This is a genomic window from Chromobacterium sp. IRSSSOUMB001 (assembly GCF_023507765.1).
Taxonomy (GTDB): domain Bacteria; phylum Pseudomonadota; class Gammaproteobacteria; order Burkholderiales; family Chromobacteriaceae; genus Chromobacterium; species Chromobacterium haemolyticum.
Genome location: NZ_JALCYU010000013.1, coordinates 146,813 through 167,122 on the forward strand (window position 1 = coordinate 146,813; position 20,310 = coordinate 167,122).

The following is a 20,310-nucleotide window of genomic DNA, read 5'->3' on the forward strand; positions in this document are numbered from 1 at the left end:
GAGCGGGGTGTTGCGCGGACATGGCCAGGACGCTTATAGATCGTTGATCCAGGCCTGCTCCTTCAGGTGCTTGAGCTGGTCGCGCAAGCCGGCCGCCTTCTCGAACTCCAGATTGCGCGCGGCCTCCATCATTTCCTTCTCCATGCGCTTGATTTCCTTGGCCAGCGTCTTTTCGTCCATCATCGCCACGCGGGCGTTGTCCACCAGCTTCTTGCGTTCGTCCTCCACGCTGTAAACGCCGTCGATGATGTCCTTGATCTTCTTCTCCACCCCTCTGGGCACAATGCCGTGTTCGGCGTTGAAGGCCATCTGCTTGGCGCGGCGGCGTTCAGTCTCGTCCATCGCCCGCTTCATCGAGTCGGTAATGCGGTCGGCGTAGAGCAAGGCCTTGCCGTTGAGGTTGCGCGCGGCGCGGCCTATGGTCTGGATCAGCGAGCGATCCGAGCGCAGAAAGCCTTCCTTGTCCGCATCCAGAATCGCCACCAGGCTGACTTCCGGAATGTCCAGGCCTTCGCGCAGCAGATTGATGCCGATCAACACGTCGAATACCCCCAGACGCAGGTCGCGAAGGATTTCCACCCGCTCCACCGTGTCGATGTCGCTGTGCAGATAGCGCACCTTGATGCCGTGCTCGGTGTAGTAATCCGCCAGTTGTTCGGCCATGCGCTTGGTCAGCGTGGTGACCAGCACGCGCTCGCCCTTTTCCATGCGCAATCGGATCTCGGACAGCAGATCGTCCACCTGAGTGGCAACTGGCCTCACTTCCATTACAGGATCCACCAAGCCGGTGGGGCGCACCACTTGCTCCACCACCTGTCCGGCGTGTTCCTTCTCGTAGTTGGCTGGCGTGGCGGACACGAATACGGTTTGCGGCATTAGCAATTCGAATTCGTGAAATTTCAACGGCCGGTTGTCGGTTGCCGACGGCAAGCGGAAGCCATACTCCACCAGGTTGGCTTTGCGCGCGGCGTCGCCCTTGTACATGGCGCCCACTTGAGGCACGGTGACATGGGATTCGTCGATGAACATCAACGCGTTTTTCGGCAGGTAATCGATCAGCGTGGGCGGCGGATCTCCAGGCCCCCTGCCGGAGAAATGTCGAGAGTAGTTTTCGATGCCTTTGCAAAACCCCATCTCGTACAACATCTCCAGGTCAAAACGGGTGCGCTGTTCCAGGCGCTGCGCTTCCACTAGCTTGCCTTCCTTCTGATACCACTCCAGGCGCGCGCGCAGTTCTTCCTTAATGTGCTCGCAGGCGCGCAACACGGTGTCGCGCGGCGTCACGTAGTGGCTGGAGGGAAACACGGTGAAACGCCCCACTCGCTGCTTGGTCGTTCCGGTCAGCGGGTCGAACAGGGTCAGCGTTTCCACTTCGTCGTCGAACATGCTGACACGCAGCGCGGTATCGCTGCTTTCCGCCGGATAAATGTCGATCACGTCCCCGCGCACTCGGAAGGTGCCGCGGCCAAAATCCATGTCGTTGCGGTCGTACTGCATGGTGGCCAGACGGCTGATGATGTCCCGCTGCGCCAGCATCCCCCCTTCTTTCAGATGCAAAATCATCTGATGGTAATCGGAAGGATCGCCAATGCCGTAGATGGCGGAGACGGTGGCGACGATGATGCAGTCCGGCCGCTCCAGAATGGACTTGGTCGCCGACAAGCGCATCTGCTCGATATGCTCGTTGATGCTTGAATCTTTCTCGATGAAAAGATCGCGGCTGGGCACATAGGCTTCCGGCTGATAGTAGTCGTAATAAGAAACGAAATACTCAACGGCGTTTTCCGGGAAAAACTCGCGCATCTCGCTGTAGAGCTGCGCCGCTAGTGTCTTGTTGTGCGCCATGATGATGGCCGGACGTCCGCTTTGCGCGATGACGTTGGCCATGGTGTAGGTTTTGCCGGAACCCGTGACCCCCAGCAGGGTCTGGTAGGACAGGCCGTCGTCCAGCCCTTCCAGCAGTTGGGCGATGGCACCCGGCTGATCGCCGGCAGGCTCGAATGGTTGATGCAGTTTGAACGGACTGTTGGGATAGGTGCGCAGCATGGGTCGAGACATCGGAGGAGATAGCCTGATTCTACGCGGTTCGTCCCTGCTTCACACCCCCGACGCGACTGCATATAAAAAAGCTGCGATTCAGGCTATACACAGTCAAAACATTGTTTAAAATACAGTCAGACCAAGCATAAAACACGGCTTGCGGCGCAGATGTCGCGAGCCTATTTTTCGGTCCGAGATTTCGTTAAATCCGCTCTCCCTGGAGTGAAGCATGATCAAGAAAATTGCAAGCCTGCTGGTATCCGCGGCGTTAGCCATGCCGGTGCTGGCAGGTTCGCCGTCCAGCGTGATGGTGGCCTCGCAGATGGCCGATCTATCCGTTCCGCGGCTGAATTCGCATTCGGTACTGGTGCTCAACGGCATCACCGGCGAACCCTTGTACCAGAAGAACATCCACCAACGCATGCCGATCGCTTCCATCACAAAATTGATGACGGCGATGGTGCTGCTGGATTCCGGAGCGTCGCTGGACCAAGAAGTGACCGTGTCCGACGCCGAGATCGACCGGGTGAAAAACACCTCCTCGCGCCTGGCGGTGGGCACCACTCTCAGCCGCAAGGAAATGCTGCTGCTGGCGCTGATGTCGTCGGAAAACCGCGCCGCCGCCACCCTGGCCCGCACCGCGCTGCCCGGCGGCACCGCCACCTTTGTGGAGCGCATGAATCGCAAAGCCCGTAGCCTGGGCATGAGCGAAACCATTTTTTACGACGCTACCGGCCTGGATATGCGCAACACCTCCACCGCCGCGGACCTCGCCCGCATGGTCCGCGCCGCGCACGGCTACCCGCTGATTCGCGCCTTCACCACCACGGAGAAACACCAGATTCAATCGGTGAGCCGCCGCGTACTGCAATATAAGAACAGCAACGCGCTGGTGCGCGAAGGCGACTGGGAGATTTCGCTGCAAAAAACCGGCTACATCCAAGAAGCCGGCCGCTGCATGGTGTTGCAGGCCACGGTGGGTTCCCAACCTCTGATCATCGTGTTGCTGGCCGCCGGCGGTAGCGCCGCCCGCGTCAACGACGCCAAAAGCATCAAAACCTGGCTGGAGGCGCACCCCGGCAACTGGTTGGCCGGCTGAGCTCGCCGTTCCCAAATGAAAACGGCCCTTCCGTCAAATGACGGAAGGGCCGTTTTCATTACATCCGCTCACATATAACGCAAGTCGAACTGAGCCAGGCCGTTGGCCGAGCCAGGCTTGATCCCGCCTTCCTGCCCTTGCGGCACGGGTGCGCGGGTGGATTCGTACATCGCGTTGAAGCGCAGCGTGTTGCTGCCGTTGGTCAAGCCCACCAGCGGCGAATACTGACCCAGCACAATGTCCCCGCCGCCCGGCCCCATCAGGCGGATACCCACGCCAGCGGCGCTGCCGTTGATCGCCATCAGTTCGCCGTTGTCGCGGTCGGCCTCTCCGTTAAAGCGGACCGCCACCGTTGTCATGGTGTCGATGGAGCACTCGGTCAACCGGATGTCGAAGGCCACCGGACGGGAACGGTCGCCGATTTTGCGGAACATTTGCGAGGACACCAAGCCCAGCCCCACTTCCAGGCTTTGTGAATTGGGATCCAGACCGCAGGCGCTCAATACCAGCTCGCCGAAAACGTTCAAGGTGCCGTCAGCCGCATGCGCCAGCGGCGCCGCCAGCGCCAAAGCCAGCACCATTGCCTTGAATTTCATTGCTCCACTCCTTACGCCACTTCAGTTAACCGTCTGATCATCTGAAGACCAGACGGCCCAAGCCGCTTAGATATAATCCAGATCGATATTAATCATGCCCTGAAATGGGCCCTCTTCTACTTTACCCATATTAGTGGGAACAATGGTTCCGTACATCGGCACGGTTTTCTGGCGATCGCCCAATTTGAAATCCGCTAGAAACTCAGTTCGCCCAAACGGCACTTGACGGCCATCGCTAAAAAACAACTGCAAACCCAAACCGCTATCACTACCATCTTTTTTCTTAACCAAGGTCGCAGTATATGTATCATTGCTTCCATTTTTGCCGGTGAAGAATCCATTAATTTTTACGGGATCATCACATGTTTTCACCAAGTTCAGACGGAAGTCCTTCCTAGGCAAGGTCGGCACCAGACCTTTCACGCTTTTTACTATTCGCCCGAAATCCAACGTATTATTTGCAGGCTCCAAGCGCACCTCAACCGCACACTGAATAAATCGAATATTGCTTAGACCAACCAATTTATATACTACGTTACTATTCGGCTTGTCATTAATACCACCAACACCATCAAATTGTAGAACCTGAAATTCATTTTTCCCCACCCCACCACTTGGGGGATACGGTGTTTTTGTGGCAATTTCCACTGTGAAATTCAAGTCGATTCGTACTTTAGGGCAGCGCTCTATGGGGATAGATCGGTCACATGCGGGAATCCGTTTGCCAGTGTCAATTTTTTGGGTCTGATAGTAAGGGACATTGTTATAGACAACACCAAACTGCACGCCCTGCGGAACACCATCTCCCCGAGGATTCGGGTAGAAATAAACATTCTCGGCATCCCGAAGTCCGTCGTGATCCTTATAGCAATTTACTGAAACTGAACGTGGCGAAGAATGCCAAATTGGCTTACCCGAAGCCTCAGTAATCGGCACCGCCACCGTAGAGCCAATGCTTTCCGTGATCATTGGGTTAGTGCTACCATCCGCCGGCATGCACGCCAGAGCGTGGCTCAAGGCCGGCAGCATGGACAGCGCGGCCATCAATAGCAAACGCGGCAAACGACGATTCAACATTGGCTCTCCCTGCACTGTGCGCTTACGGAATTATTTCTTGTCTTCGCGGCATTGGCATTGGCCGTCCGCGCAAACGAAGGTAAAGGTATCCTGAGCGCCAAAATCATTGATGTTGCTCAGCTTCAGGCTGGCCGGCAGCGCCTTCAGCGCAAAACGGGCCTCGCCCTTGGGCGGCACCATCAGGCCGTCCATATCGCGCGGCTTCTTGTCTCCCGGCAGTTCCAGCCCCACCAGGGTCAGGTGATACGGGCTAGGGTTCTTGAACACCAGCTTGCCGGCGGCGGCGTCGAAGCTCAGCTGCAGCTTGTTGGCCGGGTTTTCGCCACGCGGCAATTGAGCCTCCTTGGGACGGTAGAACACCTTGATGCGCGACTTGATCGCCAGTTGCAGCACATTGTCCTTGTCGCTCTTGGGCGGCACTTCCTGCACGTTCAGATAAAACAGCGATTCCCTGTCGGACGGCAAGCTGGGATCCGGAATGCGGCTCAAGCGCACTACGCCCTTCTCGCCGGCCTCGATACGCTGCAAGGGCGGCAACACCAGGAAGGGCGAAGCCAGGCGCTTGCCTTCGCCGTCGCTGAGCCAGGACTGAACCAAATAGGGTTGCTCAGGGTTCTTGTTGGTCAGCACCATGCTGACGTTCTTGTCCTGCTCCAGATAAATCATCCGGGTACGGTCCAGCAATATGTTGGCCTGGGCCGTTAGCGGCGCGGTCAGCGCGGCCAACACGCTCGCCAGCCCCAGTGCGCGATGAAGAGTTTTCATATCGATTCCTTATTCTTTATTCTGCGAGAGGCGTGCATGTCATGTCGCGGCCGCCCTGGCTCAGCTCGTAATCGGCCGGCAGCGGGTCCACGCGGCAACGCGTCTTGCCCCAGGAAATTTCCAGCTTGGGCGTCGGACTCAAGCCGGTGACGAAGGTCAGGCCGCCGTCGCCCACCATGCCGACATCGCGCTTGCCGGCCACATCGCTCACGGTGGCGCCCAAAGGCGGCATTTTGCCATCTGGCAGCCTCACCGTCAGCAAGGCCTTGCGTCCCACTTTGACCGGAAACTCAGTGCGCCCCACCGCGCCTTCAGTCAGCACCACGCGGCGCACCACGGAACTGGCCTCTACGGAGTCCGGCATATTGTCGTCGTCCAAGCGCACGTCCTGGCTGTAGTACGGCGCCACGCTGCTCAGCATAGCGAAGCCGTTGCGGTCGGTTAGCGCCGTCACGCCGTACACCGGCACGCCAGCCACGCCATCGGTATCCACCAGCATGCGGGTTTCACCGCCGTAGCTGTTGCCCATGGTCAGGCCGCCGGCGTGCAATACCAGCGAGCTACCCATCCCGGCGGACACGCTGCTGTAACCGCCCTGCTGCTTGCTGGCCGAAACATCGGCCTGCACGACACGGCCGGTGTAATGATAGTCGCCGGACACGAGCGGCTTGCCAGAGCGGGTATCCGCGCTCATCGCCACGTTGTAGCTGTGGTTGGGGGTGCTGCTGTCCGAATAGCGCACCGTGTGGCTGGTATTGCCGGCGCTGCCTTGGATGTCGTAGCCGATGCGACGGTTATTCTCCAGCGGCATGCTCAAGCCCAGGTAAACACGGTTGCTGCTGCCGGTCTGATCACGCAGGTTCTGCACCGACAAGTTGAGGCTGACATTGCGCAAGGAACCGATATTGATGTCGCGGCTCAGCGACAAATCCACGCGCTGGGTGGCGGTGGCATTCCAATAAGTGGACTTCTCCGCCGACAGAAACACATTGGTCTGGCCGAAAGTCTTGCTGGCGGTCATACCCACCCGCTGTTTGTCACTGATATAGGTCTGGCCGTCCAGATCGCTGAGGAATTGACCGAAGGATCGGAAATTGCGGTCCGAAAAGCGATAGCCGAACAGGCGGATATCCGCGTTCAGGCTTTCAAACTTCTTGGCGTAGTTGAAACGGTAAGAACGGCCGGCCATATTCATGCCGCCGCGCATTTGAGCGTTGGCCTGGGTCACGTCGGCGGACAAAGCGCCCCAGCCGCCGAGATCCTTGGCGAAGCCCATCGCCAGCGAACGGTAGTCCGCGGAGGCGATGAAGCCGCTGTACAGCGACAAGGTCTGGGTCAGACCGTAGGACGCCTCGACGCTGGCCACACTCGGGTGCGACGCGCTGCCGTTCTGATCCGCCTGACCGATGGCCGCCTTGTAGCGCCACATGCCGTTACGCGTCAGGAAAGGCACCGAGGCGGTGTTGACGGTAAAGGTCTGCTGGCTGCCGTCGGCCTCCTCCACCGTCACATCCAGCTGCCCTTGCGTGCTGCTGCTCAGATCGCGAATGGAAAACGGGCCCGGCGGCACATTGGTAGTGTAGAGCACCCGCCCTTGGTTGCGGATGGTCACTTTGGCATTGGTCTTGGCCACGCCATTGACCTGCGGCGCATAGCCGCGCAGGCTTTGCGGAATCATGCGGTCATCGCTGTTCAGCGTGGCGCCGCGCATGGAGAAGGCGTCGAAAATCTCGGAGGTCTTGAACACTTCGCCCAAGGTCAGCCGCGCCTGCATGCCGCGCAAATCGCGGTAGACCTGGGTATTATTCCAACTCAGACGGCTGCGGTTAGTCGCGCTGTCGTCGTACTGGTAATTGGAACGCAGCCTCCAGGGACCGGCGTTGGCGCCGGCCACGCCGTAACTGGTGGTCTTGCTGCTGCTGGCGCCAAGACCGTTGTCGGTGCGCTGATAGAACACCCGGTAATCCAGCATCGCGGCCGGCACGCCGTCGTTCCAGGTTTCCGGCGGCGCATAGTCTTCATCGCGGTAAGCCAGTTCCGCTTGCGGCACCGAGATGTCCAGGCGCGCGTTGCTCTTGCTGTAACGCACTTTGGCTGCGCTGACCGCAGACAAATCAACACATTGCTCGTTCTGCGGCCAGACAATGCCGGAGCGTAGGCCAAGCTGGCGGATCAATTCCGGCGGCAGACACGGACGCACCGTCTGATCTGCGCCTTCCGGGCGAAAATCCAGCTCCAACTGCTGCAAAAAGCGCTGATTCAAATACACATCGGCAATATAGCGGCCCGGCACGATATAGCCGGCCTGCTCGAACTGCTCCAGGCTCACGCTGCTGCTCGGGTCTAGCTGCAAAAAGGCGTCGTTGAACTCCACCGCATGCGCAATGCAAGGGCCGAGCGTCAACGCCACTGCCACAATGTAAATGCGATGCTTGCTCATGCCTGCTGATATCCCGATTTAAGTGCATGCGCCGCCTTACGGCAGCCTTGCCAAAAACACACCGTCGCGTCTGATCGCGCCGGCCTTGATTCTGTCCCGCCAAGCAATGACGAAGCCGCGCCGATTTTCAGGCGCAGGAGTATGCCTTGGGAGAATGCTTGCAGATGACTAACCTCATGCCCTGGTTTGCAGACTACTCATTGCTGACAGCGGACAAACCAGGCCTGATCATCGCCTAAGCGAACAGACCGTCAGGGCACAAGGAAACAGGGGTCGGAACTTTGCTTGGTTCCGTTTTTGAATCGAACTGCGGATTACTTGTACTGCAGATCGAATACGGCGAAGGCATCGGCTTGACCCGGGGTCACGGCAACTGCGTCGCCGGCTTTGCCATCGGCTTCGTATGCGGCGCTGAAGTTCAGAGTGTTGTTGCCGTCAACCAGGTTCACAGCGGTGCCGTACTGATTCAGTTTGATCTGGTCGCCGTTGTTGGTATTCACCAGACGAACGCCCACGCCCTTGGCGCCGCCGCTCTTCAGAGCCATCAGTTCGTTGTTGGTGCCAGCGGTGCCGGAGAACATCACAGCCACGGTCTTCAGCGTGGTGGTGGTGCAGTCGGTCAGGGTCATTTGGAACGGGGTCGGAGCCGAACGGTCGCCCACTTTCTTGAACACATGGGTCGGCACTTTGCCCAGACCCACTTCCAGGTTCACGCTCTTGGAATCCAGACCGCAAGCGGCGGTAACGATTTCGCCCTTAACGTCCAGGGTGCCGGCGGCGGCGAAAATGGAGGAAGCGGCAACAGCCATCAGGGAACCAGCAAATACAAATTTTTTCATTCTTGACTCCGACTAAGGTAATCATTCTCAAACCGCACAGCAGCCTCGCTTGCCGCGTCGCGGACCATCCGCCAGTGCTGACCTGCAGTACTGGAACGCAGACGCATAGTATCAAGCGGAACCATTGCGTAGATTTTTTTGTTTCATATTAAATTTTTTCTTTAAAATCTACACAAAAAGAGGCCTCGCCGACTTTAAACGATTTGATGAATCAATCTTGAATATTTGTTTTATTTCAGGGGTTTGTTAAGAATTGGGCAATATTTGCAATAAAACAACACTTCAAATAAAGAAAACCCACCTCAATAATGCCAGGTGGGTTTTTTGCTGAATTATTGAGCAGTTTTGGACTGCTATCAGAAGTAGTTGACCACCAGATTCACCGCGCCAGCTCGGGCGGTGGCGCTACGCAGCAAATCGCGGCTGCTGAACTGGTTCTCGCCTTTGCGCACGCTGAGGCTGGCGATCTTGCCTTGCTGGGCGGCGGCTTCACTGTCCAGCGTCAGCTTGGCCGGGCTGGCGCATTGATTGAGTTCAAGGGCCGGCTTCGCGCGAGCCGCATCGGCGCTAGCCACTTCGTGGGTTTGGGCGCTGCAGCCGCCTTCAACGATGGCGCCGTAGAAGTGCACCTGGCCGCCTTGAGCCATTGCTGCGGTAGAGAGAGCGGAAAGCAGGGCTGCCAGTCCAAGTGCGTGCAGACGTTTCATTTTCGACCTTCCTTTCCAAATCCCGCAATTAGTAAGCAATTACTTTTAGGTTTATGCTTTTTTTATAAGCTTAACCGGTTCAATTGCATTCTAGTACAAGTGGCATTTAAATTGAAAGGGCTATTTGATAGATTTTATTACAAATTGTTTTGTTTTAGAATTAACAAAAACTTACTAATAAATGCATGTTTAATTAGGAAACAGTTAAGTTTATCAAATGACGACGTCTGACTATCGTTATGGCACAAACTAAGCGCGATCGCCGCCAACAGAGCGGATAAGAGGAACAGGCCCACGGGACGACCAGCAACAAAAAAGGGACGGCATACCGTCCCTTTGCTCCGCCGGCCTGATGTCGGCTCGAATGACTGGGCGATGTCAGGGCATCAGCGGCCAGGTATCGCTGCCCTTTCCATTGTCTTTTCTCGGCGGCGCGACCGGCTTCGACCCCGGCGCCCGCCCCGGCCGCGTCCGGTTGAAGTACTTTTCCAGCAAGGCATCCAGAATCGCGGAAGTTTCGGCATCCGGCACGCCGTCATAGCGAGCGGGCCGGAAATGCATCTGGAAAGCCGCCACCACGTCCTGGCTCTCTTTATCCAGTGTGCCGGTTTGCGGCGCTTCATAGCCGTAATCTAGCAAGCGTTTCTGCAAATCCCGTATGTCTCCGCGATAAGGCGCCTGCCGCAGGTAGAACTCAATCGCCTCGCGCTCCGGCCAAGCGCCGATGTTGTAGTCGCGGTATAAGCGCTCCCACGGAAACCTGGGCCCCGGGTCCACCTTGCGCCCCGGCGACACGTCGGAGTGCCCCACGACCTTGTGCGGCGGAATCTGGTGCCGCGCGATAATGTCCGCCGCCAACTGCGCCACCACCGAGACCTGCGCCTCATCGAAGTCGAACCACTGCCGTCGCATCAGGGGCAGTTCGTCCTCTTCTGGAGACGGATAGCCCAGATTCACAATCTCGATGCCGATGGAACTGGAGTTGATCAGCCGGTCCCCTTGCCAGTAACTGCGCCCGGCGTGCCAAGCTCTGCGCTCCTCCGGCACCAATTGGTACACCTTGTTGGACATGCCCAGCAAAGCGGCATCCGGCACCAGATAATGCGCACTGGCCCCGTGCTGGCTCTGCGTGAGCATTTCCAGCGCCAGGGCATTGGGCACGGCGGTGTAATGGAAAACCAGGTTGCGCACCCTGGAATCCTGATTCTCGGAAAGCAAACTAGCGTCTATCCGATAGCTTTTGGCTGTTCCCGCCGCGCTGGCGCATGCAGAACTCAATACGCTGGCCGCCAACGGCGCCAGCAGGGGCAAGGCCCCCGTCCAACCCAAAATGTGTCTTCTACTGATCATTTTCCATTCAACCTTATCGTCAAGTATGCGCGCGGTCATTTTTCCGGCACACGCTGCACAGGTAGAGTTTTTTAACTAATAAATAGTTCCAATTAAGATATTGGCATGATAAATGCCATTTAATTAACATGAAAATATTCAAGATCAGCGTGAAATCATGCATTCAGGCTTGCCAACCCACTGATCCTGCTTTAGATTGCGCAGCGACTCATGGGAAACCTGCATTGAGACTATCGGCATTCAAATCCATTACCCGGTTGGCCCTGCTACTATTCATTCTTTGGCAGGCTCTGCCCTTGGCCAACGCCGCGGTTCACGCCGACGACGCGCTTGGCCGCGCCGGCCAACGCTTTGCCCCCGGCCACGGCATCGCCACAATGCAAATCGCGAGCGGCAGCCACGCACACTGCGCCGGCGAACTAGGCGGATGCGGAGAGTGTCAGGCTTTGCCATGCGCAAGCCCAAGCTTAGCGGCAAACGCGGCGACCTCAGGCTGGCCCGACTTCGTCACCGCCCTTCAACAACGCCCTCCTCCCACTCCTCCGCGCCGGCCGCCCCGCGCCTGAGAACCTGTTTACGATCTACCGCGCGTCGTAGAACGTACACGGGAAGTGCGACTGCGAGATGCTCCATGTACCGCTTGTACATTCCGCTTTCTCTGCCGCAACGCCCTGCCTCTCTCTCGCGAAACCTTGGTTAGTTTCCAAGCGTTCCGCCTTCTTTTCTCGCAAACGCGCCGCTCTCTCCGCGGCCTAAATCGCTTGGGACTACTACATATGAATGTAATCATCGGCTACGTCGTCGTGATCGGCATGATCTTCGGCGCCTTCCTGATCCACGGCGGCGCCATCGGCGCCATTCTCTCCGCGATGCCCACCGAGATGATGGCGATTCTGGGCGGCGCGATGGGCGCCTTCATCGTTGCGAATCAGACCAAGAACCTGAAAGCGGTGGCACGCGCGCTGCCCGCCGCGCTCAAGGGTTCGCGCCACAACAAGGCCCGCGCGCTGGATCTGCTCAGCCTGCTGTACGAACTGCAGGTCAAGGCGCGCAAAGAGGGCATGATGGCCTTGGAGGCCGATGTCGATGCCCCTCAGCAAAGCCCTATCTTCAGCAAATACCCGGCCATCGCCGGCGACCACCACGCGCTAAGCTTCATCCGCGATTACCTTCGCATCATGGTCAGCGGCAATCTGAACGCCTTCGAAATAGAGAACCTGATGGATGTGGAACTGGAAACACACCATCAGGAAGGCATGGCGCCCATCGCCGCCATCCAGCGCCTAGGCGACGCCTTACCGGCTTTCGGCATCGTCGCCGCCGTTCTGGGCGTGGTCAACACCATGGCTTCGGTCGGCGCGCCGCCTGCGGTGCTGGGCGGCATGATAGGTTCCGCCTTGGTAGGCACCTTCCTGGGCATTCTGCTGTCCTACGGCATGGTGACGCCGTTGGGCTCGCTGCTAGAACAGAAGCTGGACGAAGACAGCAAGGAATTGCAATGCATCAAGACCGTGCTGCTGGCCGGCATGCAGGGCTATCCGCCGCCCAGCGCCATCGAGTTTGGCCGCAAGGTGCTGTTTTCGAGCGAGCGCCCGGAGTTCGAAGAACTGGAACAACGCATCAAGAGCCTGCGCTAAGCTCGCCCGGCAAGGGGATCAGCTCCTCTGCGTTCACTCCCAGGCCAAACTGGCCGCCTAGCCGTAACTCCGCGCCCAGGCTCGCCGCCTCGCGCGCGGACAGACTCAGGCTCAGGCGCCCCGCCTGCGCGGCCACTTCCACGCGGGCGCCGTCCGCCAGCCAGGTCAGCGACTCAATACGCGCTGGCGGGTACTGCGGCCCCAGCCGCAGAGCGCGGCCTGGCACCACAGCATGTTCCAGCACGTTTTCATAACCGATGAAGCGCGCGAGCCACGCGTTTGCTGGCCTAGCCAGCAAGTGCCGCGGCGCGTCGCATTGCACGATGCGCCCCTGGTACAGCACGGCGGCACGGCTCGCCATCGCGAACGCCTCCTCCCGGTCATGCGTGACCAGAATCGCCGGTATCCCCGACTCTGTCAGCAGTTGCGTGAACTCCCCTTGCAACTGGCCTCGCAAGTGCGCGTCCAAGCTGGAAAACGGCTCGTCCAGCAGTAATAGCCGCGGCCGGGTCACCAGCGCGCGCGCCAGCGCCACCCGTTGTTGCTCTCCGCCGGACAAGGTCCAGACCTTGCGCCGCTGATACCCTCCCAACCCCAACCGCTCCAGCATCGCTTCCGCCTCGCGAGCGGCCTGGGCACGGGACTGCCCGCGCTCGATCAGCCCGAACATCACATTGCCCGCCACGTCCAAATGCGGAAACAGGGCGAAATCCTGAAACATCAGCGCGAAGCCGCGCCGTTCCGGCGGCAACAGATTCATGTCCTCGCCGTCGAAGAGAACGGTGCCGCCGTCCAGCGGCAGCAGGCCGGCGATGATTTTAAGCAAACTGCTCTTGCCGCAGCCGGACGGTCCCAGCAAGGCCAAAGTTTCTCCGGCCGCCACCTCCAGCGACACGCCGTCCGCCGCCACTCTCGCGCCGAAACGCTTTTCAATCCCTCTGAGTTCAAGCACGCCCATCTCCTTTCTCCGGCTCGCCCGGCCTCGCCGCGCTGCTTTCAATAACAGCGAAAGCCAGCGTCGCCAGCACCATCAGCAGGCCGGACAACAACATCGCCGCGTCCGCGTTGGCCTGGCCGGGTCGGCCCAGCTTTTGATAAATCAAGGTGGTCAAGGTCAGCCATTCCGGCCGGGACAGAAACAAGGTAACCGCAAATTCCCCCACCGCAGTGGCGGCTGCGAAGGCCAGCCCGCGCCGCAGAGCTGGCTGCAACAAGGGCCAGATTACCCGCCGAAACAGCCGCCAGGGCGAGGCCCCCAGGGAGCGCGCCGCCTGCGCCAGATGTTCCGGCATACTGTCCAAAGCCACGCCGACGGCCTTGGCGACGAAGGGATAGGCCAACAAGACGTAGGCCGCCAACAGCATGGCCAAATCGGCACTCCAGCTTGGGTACAGCAACAGCAGGCCAAACGCCACGCAGACTGGCGACACCACGAAAGGCAGAAAGGCCAGGGCCCGCAACCACAGCCAGCGTCCGGTGGCCAGCGCGTGGCACAGGCCCAGTACGCCGGACAATAGTACGGTCAGCAAGGTGAAATGCGTCGAGTTGAACAAAGCCAGTCGCAATTCCTCGTCCCATAGTCCGGTCAGGCCATCAAGCGCGGACAGCGCTTTCCACAGCACCGCCAGCAAGGGCAAGCCTGCGAAGATCAACAGGATGGCAAGGGCCGCCGTCAGCCAGGCGCAGTCCACCCACGTCCGCGCGGGCGCGGGGAGCAGCGGCTCGCAGCGCGCCGGCACGCCCAAACGCGCTTCCAGCCAGGCGTAGACCGCAGCGACGCCGCCGGCCACCAGCAGGCTCAACAGCGCCAGCGCGCCGGCGTCGGCCAGGTTCAGTTCATACGCCACCAGCGTGTAGATCTCGACTTCCACCGTGGCGTAACGCTGGCCGCCCAGCAACAAGGCCAGACCGAAACCGGAGAAACAATATAGAAAGACCAAGCAGAGATTGGGCAGCAGCCAGGGCAGCGCCGCCGGCCATTCCACGCGCCAGAACGCACGCCAGCGGCCGGCGCCCAGACTGCGGGCCGCGGCCAGCCGGCTGGCGGGCACCTGAGCGAAGCCATCCGCGGCGGAGCGAATCACCAGCGGCAGATTGAAGAACAGATTGCCGTACAGCAACAGCCAGGGCGAGTCCTGCAGGTCCAGCCCACTCAAGCCCTGCGGGCCGAACAGCGCCAGCACCCCGACGCCGGCGACCAGGGGAGGCATCACAAAAGGCAACATCAGCAGGCGCAGCGCCAGGCCGCGTCCGGCGAAATGGAATCGAGCCAGCGCCCACGCCGCCGGCACGCCTAGCAACAAGGCCAGCAAGCAGGTCGCTCCGCCCTGCAGCACCGACCACAACATGCGCCAGCGCAGATAGGGATCGCTGAGCAAACCGAAGGACAACGGCTCTCCGCCCTCCTGCAACAACCGCGCCAACGGCAAGGCGGACATGGCCAGCAAAAACAGCAAGGGGGGCGCCGCCAGCAATAGGCGGCTCCTACGGCTCAACATCAAGACTGCGTTCCCTTCAACGGCCAACAGGCGGTCAATACATCCTCCACCCCGTCCTCGTCCACGCTCTGCCCCGCCTTGGCGAAGCCCAACCCGGCGGCCAGCGCTTGCGATGGCAGGTTGTCCGGCGCGATGGACAGCACCAGCCGCGGCGCGCCGGCCCAGGCCGCCCAGGCGCCCATCGCCAGCACCGCCTCGCGGGCGTAGCCCTGACGGCGGTAATCCGGATAAATCGTATAGCCCAGCTCCACGTCGCCGTAGCCGCCCAAATAAGGATGGCCGGGCAAGGAATGAAAGTTGGCATGGCCCACCATCGTCAGATCATCCCGGCGCAGCAAAGCGCGCACCGACCAGGGCGCGTAATCAGGCTGACGTTCGATATCGTCCAGCCGCAAACCCATCAACTCCTGCTCGTCCAGCCATTCCGCGGCCAGCGGCGCGCCCAGCAGCTCGGCAGCCGTTTCCGGTTGGCCGGCCAGGCACAGCCACAGCGTTTGCGGGTCCAGATGACGCAGCAGCAGCCGCGGCGTTTCGATGTCCGGAATCATTGCCCGCCCTTCAACACGACCCGAGTCCAGCGCGACACCCATTGGCGGGAGCGCTCGGCGATCACCTTGCTGTCCGGGGTGTCGTGCGCGGCCGGCTGCTCGGCGAAGCGGTAAACCGGGTCCAAGGCCACCTTGTCCATCACCGGATACATCCACATCGTGGTGGTCACGTCCTTCTGCACCGCTTCGGAACGCAGGAAGGCGATGAATTTCTCGCCCAACGCCGCCTCCTTGCCGCCCTTGACCAGGGCCGCGCCCTCCACCTGGCGGAACACGCCGCCTTTCAAGGGCAGATTGCCGGTGGGCGCGTCGTTCAGTTTCTGTTTGCTGTAGAACACCTCGGCGGCCGGACTGGTCGCGTAGCTGACCACCAGCGGACGGCTGCCGCCGTTCTTGGAGAAATCGGTGTAGTAGGATTCGCTCCAACCCTTGCTGACCTTCAGTCCGTTGTCGCGCAAGCGGCCCCAGAAGGCGAAAGCCTTGTCCTCGCCCATCGCGGCGACAGTGGACAACATGAAGGCGAGGCCCGGGCTGGAAGTGGCCGGATTTTGCACCGCCAGCAGGTTCTTGTAGGCCGGCTTGGTCAAATCCTCCAGCGTCTTGGGCAAGGCCAGTCGACGCTGAGCGAACCAGGCCTTGTCGTAATTGAGGGTGACGTAGCCGTAGTCTATGCTCACCGCACCGGGCAAGGCGGCCTTGCCGCCCTGGGCCAGCGCCGCCGGCACCGGAGCCAGCACGCCGGCCTGCTGCGCCTTGCCGATCAGGCTGTTGTCGATGCCGAACACCACGTCGGCGATGGGATTGGCCTTGGTCAGAATCAGCTTGTTCAGCATCTCGCCGGCGTCCCCGGCCTTGATGATGGAGACCTTGGCGCCGTTCTGCTTTTCGAACTCGGCCAGCAAGGGCTTGGACACGGTGAAAGAACTGTGCGACAGCACACGCAGCTCGGCCGCCGACGCGGCCAGGCTGGACGCCGCCAGCGCAACGGCTATCAAAGAGGAAAAGCGCTTCATGGATATCTCCGTACACGATAGTCCGGAGCAAGCGGAATGCGGGCCCTGGCCCGCGCATCACGCTCCCTCCGCTGGCATGACCCAGATCAGGTTGCAGGGTATTTTCTCAGCCCGCGCCGCGGGCACCCCTGGTGACAGCGCGCCAGTATACCGCAGCGGCCGCGCGCTGACAGCCAACACTCTTTAACAGAGTCTGCCGGCGGCTTAACACGCCGATGACAAGCGCCTTCTAAGCTGAATGTGCTTGCGCCCGCTCCGGGCGCGCCGGGAGACCATGCTTGAACCCCTTGCAAATCCTTTGCTGGCCGCTGACAAAAGCGGCGGATGCCATCTGTGCCGCAGCCAAGGCCGGACTCTTGCTGGCCGTTCTCGGCTTGCCCGCGCTGGCCCAGGCTGGCATCGGCATCGCCGGCGCGCGCCACTTGCTGTCTCGCACCGGCTTCGGCGCCAACCCGGCGCAAATCGCCGTCTACGCGCCGCTGGACCGCGAGGCGGCGGTGGGCCGCCTGCTGGCGGGCACCCACACCGCCGCCGCCACCCCGCCGCCGGCCTGGGTCGAGAAACCGTTCGAGCGCCCCGGCCAGCCCAATCTCAGCGAGGAAGAGAAGAAGGCGCTGCAAAAACTGCGCGCCGAACACGCGGTGGAACTGCGCGGCTGGTGGTTGAACGAGATGCGCTACACCTCGTCGCCGCTCAGCGAGAAAATGACTCTGTTCTGGCACAACCACTTCGTGTCCGCGCTGGACAAGGTGCGTTCGCCGCAGCTGATGTACCAGCAGAACCTGCTGCTGCGCCGCTACGCGCTGGGCAATTTCGGCGAAATGCTGCACGCCGTCGCCCGCGACCCGGCGATGATGCGCTACCTGGACACCGCTAATAACCGCAAGGGCCAGCCAAACGAGAACTTCGCTCGCGAGGTGATGGAATTGTTCACCCTGGGCGAAGGCCATTACAGAGAACAGGATATCCGCGAGGCCGCGCGCGCCTTCACCGGCTGGGGGCTGGATCGCGACGACAACTTCGTCAACCGCCCCAAGCTGCACGACGACGGCGACAAGCTAATCTTCGGCCAGCGGGGCAATTTCGACGGCGACGCCGTGCTGGACCTGCTGCTGCAACAAGCGGCCACCGCCGAATTCATCACCGCCAAACTGTGGAAAGCCTTTATCTCGCCCAAGCCGGACCCGGCCGCGATCAAACGGCTGGCCAGCGGCTTCCGCAACAGCCGCTACCAAATCAAACCCTTGCTGCGCGCCTTGTTGCTGAGCCCGCAGTTCTGGAGCAGCCAGGGCCAGTTGGTGAAATCGCCACTGGAACTGACCATGGGCACGCTGGTCACCTTCGATCTCGGCCCGCCGGACTGGCGCGCGCTGGCCGGGCTCAATCGCCAGTTGGGCCAGGATGTGTTCGCGCCGCCCAACGTCAAGGGCTGGCCGGGCGGAGAAGCCTGGATCAATAGCGCCACCCTGCTGAGCCGCAAGCAGTTCCTGGACCGCATCGCCCACGACGCCGCGCCGGCGCGCAACGCCTTTGCGCTGCCGGACGGCGGCATGGACGAAATGAAGGGACGCGAGGCGCGCATCAACCGGCTGGTGGCCGCCGGCCTGCGCTCGCTCAAGCTGCAGCCCGACGAATGGAGCGCCATCTATCAGGTGCGCAGCGCTCAGGACACCGCCAAGCTGCTGCTGCCGCTGCCGCCGGCCAACCCTCTACCCGAGTCTCTCAGCGGCGCGCAAGCGATCGCCCCGCTGTTGCTGGACCCGGTATACCAAGTCCATTGAAAGGTTCCGCCATGTTCCAGCGACGCCAATTTCTGAAAGCCATGGCCGGCGGCCTGATGGTATCGGTGCTGCCCAATCTGAGTTGGGCGCTGGCGCCGGCCGGCTATCGCCGCCTGCTGGTGCTGATCGAGCTCAAGGGCGGCAACGACGGCCTCAACACCGTGGTGCCCTACGCCAGCGCCGACTACTATCGGCTGCGCCCCGGCATCGGCATTCCCCGCGAGCAGGTCATCCAGCTGAACGAACAAGTGGGCTTGCACCCGGCCATGGCCGGCCTGCGCCCGCAGTGGCAGCAGCAAGAGCTGGCGGTGTTGCAGGGGGTTGGCTATCCCGATCCCAACCTGTCGCACTTCCGCTCCATCGAGATCTGGGAAACCGCGTCCAATAGCCAGCAATACCTGAGCGAGGGCTGGCTGAGCCGGCTGTTCCGCGAACAGCCGACGCCGCGCGATTTCGCCGCCGACGGGGTGGTGCTGTCCAGCCAGGTGCTGGGCCCGTTGGACGGCGGCGCGCGCGCGGTGGTGCTGAGCAACCAGCAAGACTTCGCGCGCCAGGCCAAGCTGGCGGCGGACCAGGGCCACGCTGGCGCCGGCGGCGCGCTGGGCCACATCCTCAAGGTGGAGGGCGATATCCGCCAGGCCGCCGCCGAACTGGGCCAGCCGGCCAAGTCCGTGGCCGCTGCGGATTCGCCGATGGCCGCCCCCCGGCCGGCCGGAGCTTTCGCCCAAGCCGTCGCCACCCTGTCCGACACCCTGTCGCGCGGCGTGTCCATCGCCGTAGCCCGCATCACGCTGACCGGCTTCGACACCCACGGCAACCAGCTTCCCACCCAGGCTAGGCTGCTCGGCGAACTGGCCGACGGCATCGCCCTGCTGCGCACGCGCTTGCAGGCGCAAGGGCGCTGGGACGACACCCTGGTGCTCAGCTACACCGAATTCGGCCGCCGGCCGCGCGAGAACGGCAACCGCGGCACCGACCACGGCACCGCCAACGTCCATTTCGCCAGCGGCGGACGCGTGCGCGGCGGCCTGTACGGCCAAAGCCCGCAACTGGCCGGCGTCAGCGACGGCAACCTGCCCTACGCGATAGACTTCCGCCAGGTCTACGCCACAGCCATCCAGAGCTGGTGGGGCAAGGACAGCCACAATGCGCTGGGCGGACGCTTCGCCCCCTTGCCCATTCTCAAGACATGAAAAAAACCGGCCCCTGAGGGCCGGCCGTCTACAACGCTCAAATCAGCGCTTTACTTCCAGCTGGACGCCAGCACCGGCTGCAAGGCCGCCTGATAGTTGTCCGGCAGATTGACCTGGCCCGCTGCCGGCGGGTTGAACGCCGCCATCGCGTTGACCAGCGCCTGCACCTGGCTGGCCGCCAGCGCCTTGCCGTCGCCGGACTGGAGGGTCTCGACCTGGTTCGCGGCGCTGCCGAACCAGTTATTGATCGACACCTTGTCGTCAGTGCCGATCACGCTGACCTCCAAGCTGGCACCCTGACGCTTGAACCACAGCTGATCGGCATTGACGCCCTGGCCGAACTTCAGCAGATCCTGGCCACCGGTGTCGGTAATGCCGTCCTGGCCATCACCACGCTCGAACAGATAGGTGTCGTTGCCGTTGCCGCCCTCAAGCACGTCGTTGCCGCGGCCGCCACGCAAGGTGTCGTTGCCCTCTTCGCCGTACAAGCCGTCGTCGCCCGCCCCGCCTTCCAGCAGGTCGTTGCCGTTGCCGCCGTACAACGAATCGTTGCCGCCGTTGCCCAGCATCCAGTCGTTGACGTTGCCGCCACGCAAGGTGTCGCCCAGTTCCATGCCCACCAGCGGCACGCCCTGTTGCATCAGCTGATCGGCCGTCCACTTCACACCGCTGGCGAAGGTGATCAGTTCGATCCAGTTGCTCTGGTCAGCGAACCAGTCTTTCACCG

General features: G+C 61.2%; 17 protein-coding genes and 1 riboswitch. Of the genes, 4 read left to right on the forward strand and 13 right to left on the reverse strand.

Features of this window, described 5'->3' with window-relative positions; translation table 11 throughout:
* Nucleotides 1-33 precede the first annotated feature (33 nt).
* A complete protein-coding gene (gene uvrB / locus MOV80_RS17630; RefSeq protein WP_249605346.1) occupies nucleotides 34-2,046 on the reverse strand; it encodes an excinuclease ABC subunit UvrB in 2,013 nt (670 codons plus the stop codon).
* Between the two features lie 223 nt (nucleotides 2,047-2,269).
* Between uvrB and MOV80_RS17635 the strand changes: the two genes are divergently transcribed.
* Complete coding sequence (locus MOV80_RS17635) at nucleotides 2,270-3,139, forward strand: serine hydrolase (protein ID WP_019103934.1); 870 nt, start codon at nucleotides 2,270-2,272, stop codon at nucleotides 3,137-3,139.
* Nucleotides 3,140-3,207: 68 nt separating this feature from the next.
* Here the strand turns inward: MOV80_RS17635 and MOV80_RS17640 are convergent, their stop codons facing one another.
* From MOV80_RS17640 to MOV80_RS17670, 7 genes are all read right to left on the reverse strand, one after another.
* Nucleotides 3,208-3,735, reverse strand: coding sequence for a fimbrial protein (locus tag MOV80_RS17640; protein WP_019103935.1), 528 nt, complete (start codon nucleotides 3,733-3,735; stop codon nucleotides 3,208-3,210).
* Nucleotides 3,736-3,801: 66 nt separating this feature from the next.
* Entirely contained in the window at nucleotides 3,802-4,812 is a 1,011-nt protein-coding gene (locus MOV80_RS17645) for a fimbrial protein (RefSeq protein ID WP_141113142.1), read from the reverse strand.
* A 30-nt stretch (nucleotides 4,813-4,842) separates the two neighbouring features.
* Nucleotides 4,843-5,577: a molecular chaperone gene (locus MOV80_RS17650; RefSeq protein ID WP_118267950.1), complete on the reverse strand. Its 735-nt coding sequence runs from the start codon at nucleotides 5,575-5,577 to the stop codon at nucleotides 4,843-4,845.
* A gap of 16 nt (nucleotides 5,578-5,593) precedes the next feature.
* Nucleotides 5,594-8,017, reverse strand: coding sequence for a fimbria/pilus outer membrane usher protein (locus tag MOV80_RS17655; RefSeq protein WP_118267953.1), 2,424 nt, complete (start codon nucleotides 8,015-8,017; stop codon nucleotides 5,594-5,596).
* 314 nt (nucleotides 8,018-8,331) lie between these two features.
* Nucleotides 8,332-8,856, reverse strand: a complete 525-nt coding sequence (locus MOV80_RS17660; RefSeq protein WP_019103939.1) for a fimbrial protein — start codon at nucleotides 8,854-8,856, stop codon at nucleotides 8,332-8,334.
* Between the two features lie 356 nt (nucleotides 8,857-9,212).
* Nucleotides 9,213-9,563, reverse strand: a complete 351-nt coding sequence (locus MOV80_RS17665; RefSeq protein ID WP_146176134.1) for a hypothetical protein — start codon at nucleotides 9,561-9,563, stop codon at nucleotides 9,213-9,215.
* A gap of 378 nt (nucleotides 9,564-9,941) precedes the next feature.
* Nucleotides 9,942-10,754 carry an N-acetylmuramoyl-L-alanine amidase gene (locus MOV80_RS17670; RefSeq protein WP_249605345.1) on the reverse strand — a complete coding sequence of 271 codons (813 nt, stop codon included), beginning with the start codon at nucleotides 10,752-10,754 and terminating at the stop codon, nucleotides 9,942-9,944.
* A 935-nt stretch (nucleotides 10,755-11,689) separates the two neighbouring features.
* Here MOV80_RS17670 and motA point away from each other — a divergent pair.
* Nucleotides 11,690-12,550, forward strand: coding sequence for a flagellar motor stator protein MotA (gene motA, locus MOV80_RS17675; RefSeq protein WP_019103943.1), 861 nt, complete (start codon nucleotides 11,690-11,692; stop codon nucleotides 12,548-12,550).
* Here motA and MOV80_RS17680 read toward each other — a convergent pair.
* The 4 genes from MOV80_RS17680 to MOV80_RS17695 are packed head-to-tail and all read right to left on the reverse strand — an operon-like array spanning nucleotide 12,534 to nucleotide 16,609.
* Nucleotides 12,534-13,502 (reverse strand): ABC transporter ATP-binding protein, encoded by a 969-nt coding sequence (locus tag MOV80_RS17680; protein ID WP_043593059.1) that lies wholly within the window; start codon nucleotides 13,500-13,502, stop codon nucleotides 12,534-12,536. The two genes, motA and MOV80_RS17680, sit on opposite strands and share 17 nt — an antisense overlap.
* Nucleotides 13,495-15,048 carry an iron ABC transporter permease gene (locus tag MOV80_RS17685; RefSeq protein ID WP_118267955.1) on the reverse strand — a complete coding sequence of 518 codons (1,554 nt, stop codon included), beginning with the start codon at nucleotides 15,046-15,048 and terminating at the stop codon, nucleotides 13,495-13,497. The genes MOV80_RS17680 and MOV80_RS17685 overlap by 8 nt, the downstream gene beginning before the upstream one ends.
* A complete protein-coding gene (locus MOV80_RS17690; RefSeq protein WP_118267957.1) occupies nucleotides 15,048-15,596 on the reverse strand; it encodes a GNAT family protein in 549 nt (182 codons plus the stop codon). The genes MOV80_RS17685 and MOV80_RS17690 overlap by 1 nt, the downstream gene beginning before the upstream one ends.
* Entirely contained in the window at nucleotides 15,593-16,609 is a 1,017-nt protein-coding gene (locus tag MOV80_RS17695; protein WP_081574845.1) for a thiamine ABC transporter substrate-binding protein, read from the reverse strand. Before MOV80_RS17695 ends, MOV80_RS17690 begins: the two co-directional genes overlap by 4 nt.
* Nucleotides 16,610-16,654: 45 nt before the next feature.
* Nucleotides 16,655-16,749: riboswitch (TPP riboswitch) on the reverse strand.
* Nucleotides 16,750-16,887: 138 nt separating this feature from the next.
* Between MOV80_RS17695 and MOV80_RS17700 the strand changes: the two genes are divergently transcribed.
* Nucleotides 16,888-18,390 carry a DUF1800 domain-containing protein gene (locus tag MOV80_RS17700; RefSeq protein ID WP_118267959.1) on the forward strand — a complete coding sequence of 501 codons (1,503 nt, stop codon included), beginning with the start codon at nucleotides 16,888-16,890 and terminating at the stop codon, nucleotides 18,388-18,390.
* 11 nt (nucleotides 18,391-18,401) lie between these two features.
* The gene (locus tag MOV80_RS17705; protein ID WP_107732584.1) at nucleotides 18,402-19,583 is read left to right on the forward strand and encodes a DUF1501 domain-containing protein; all 1,182 of its coding nucleotides are present in this window, start codon (nucleotides 18,402-18,404) and stop codon (nucleotides 19,581-19,583) included.
* A gap of 50 nt (nucleotides 19,584-19,633) precedes the next feature.
* On the opposite strand, the gene MOV80_RS23475 is transcribed toward MOV80_RS17705, so the two are convergent.
* A partial coding sequence (locus tag MOV80_RS23475) for a calcium-binding protein (protein WP_275975361.1) occupies nucleotides 19,634-20,310 on the reverse strand: 677 nt, incomplete at its 5' end.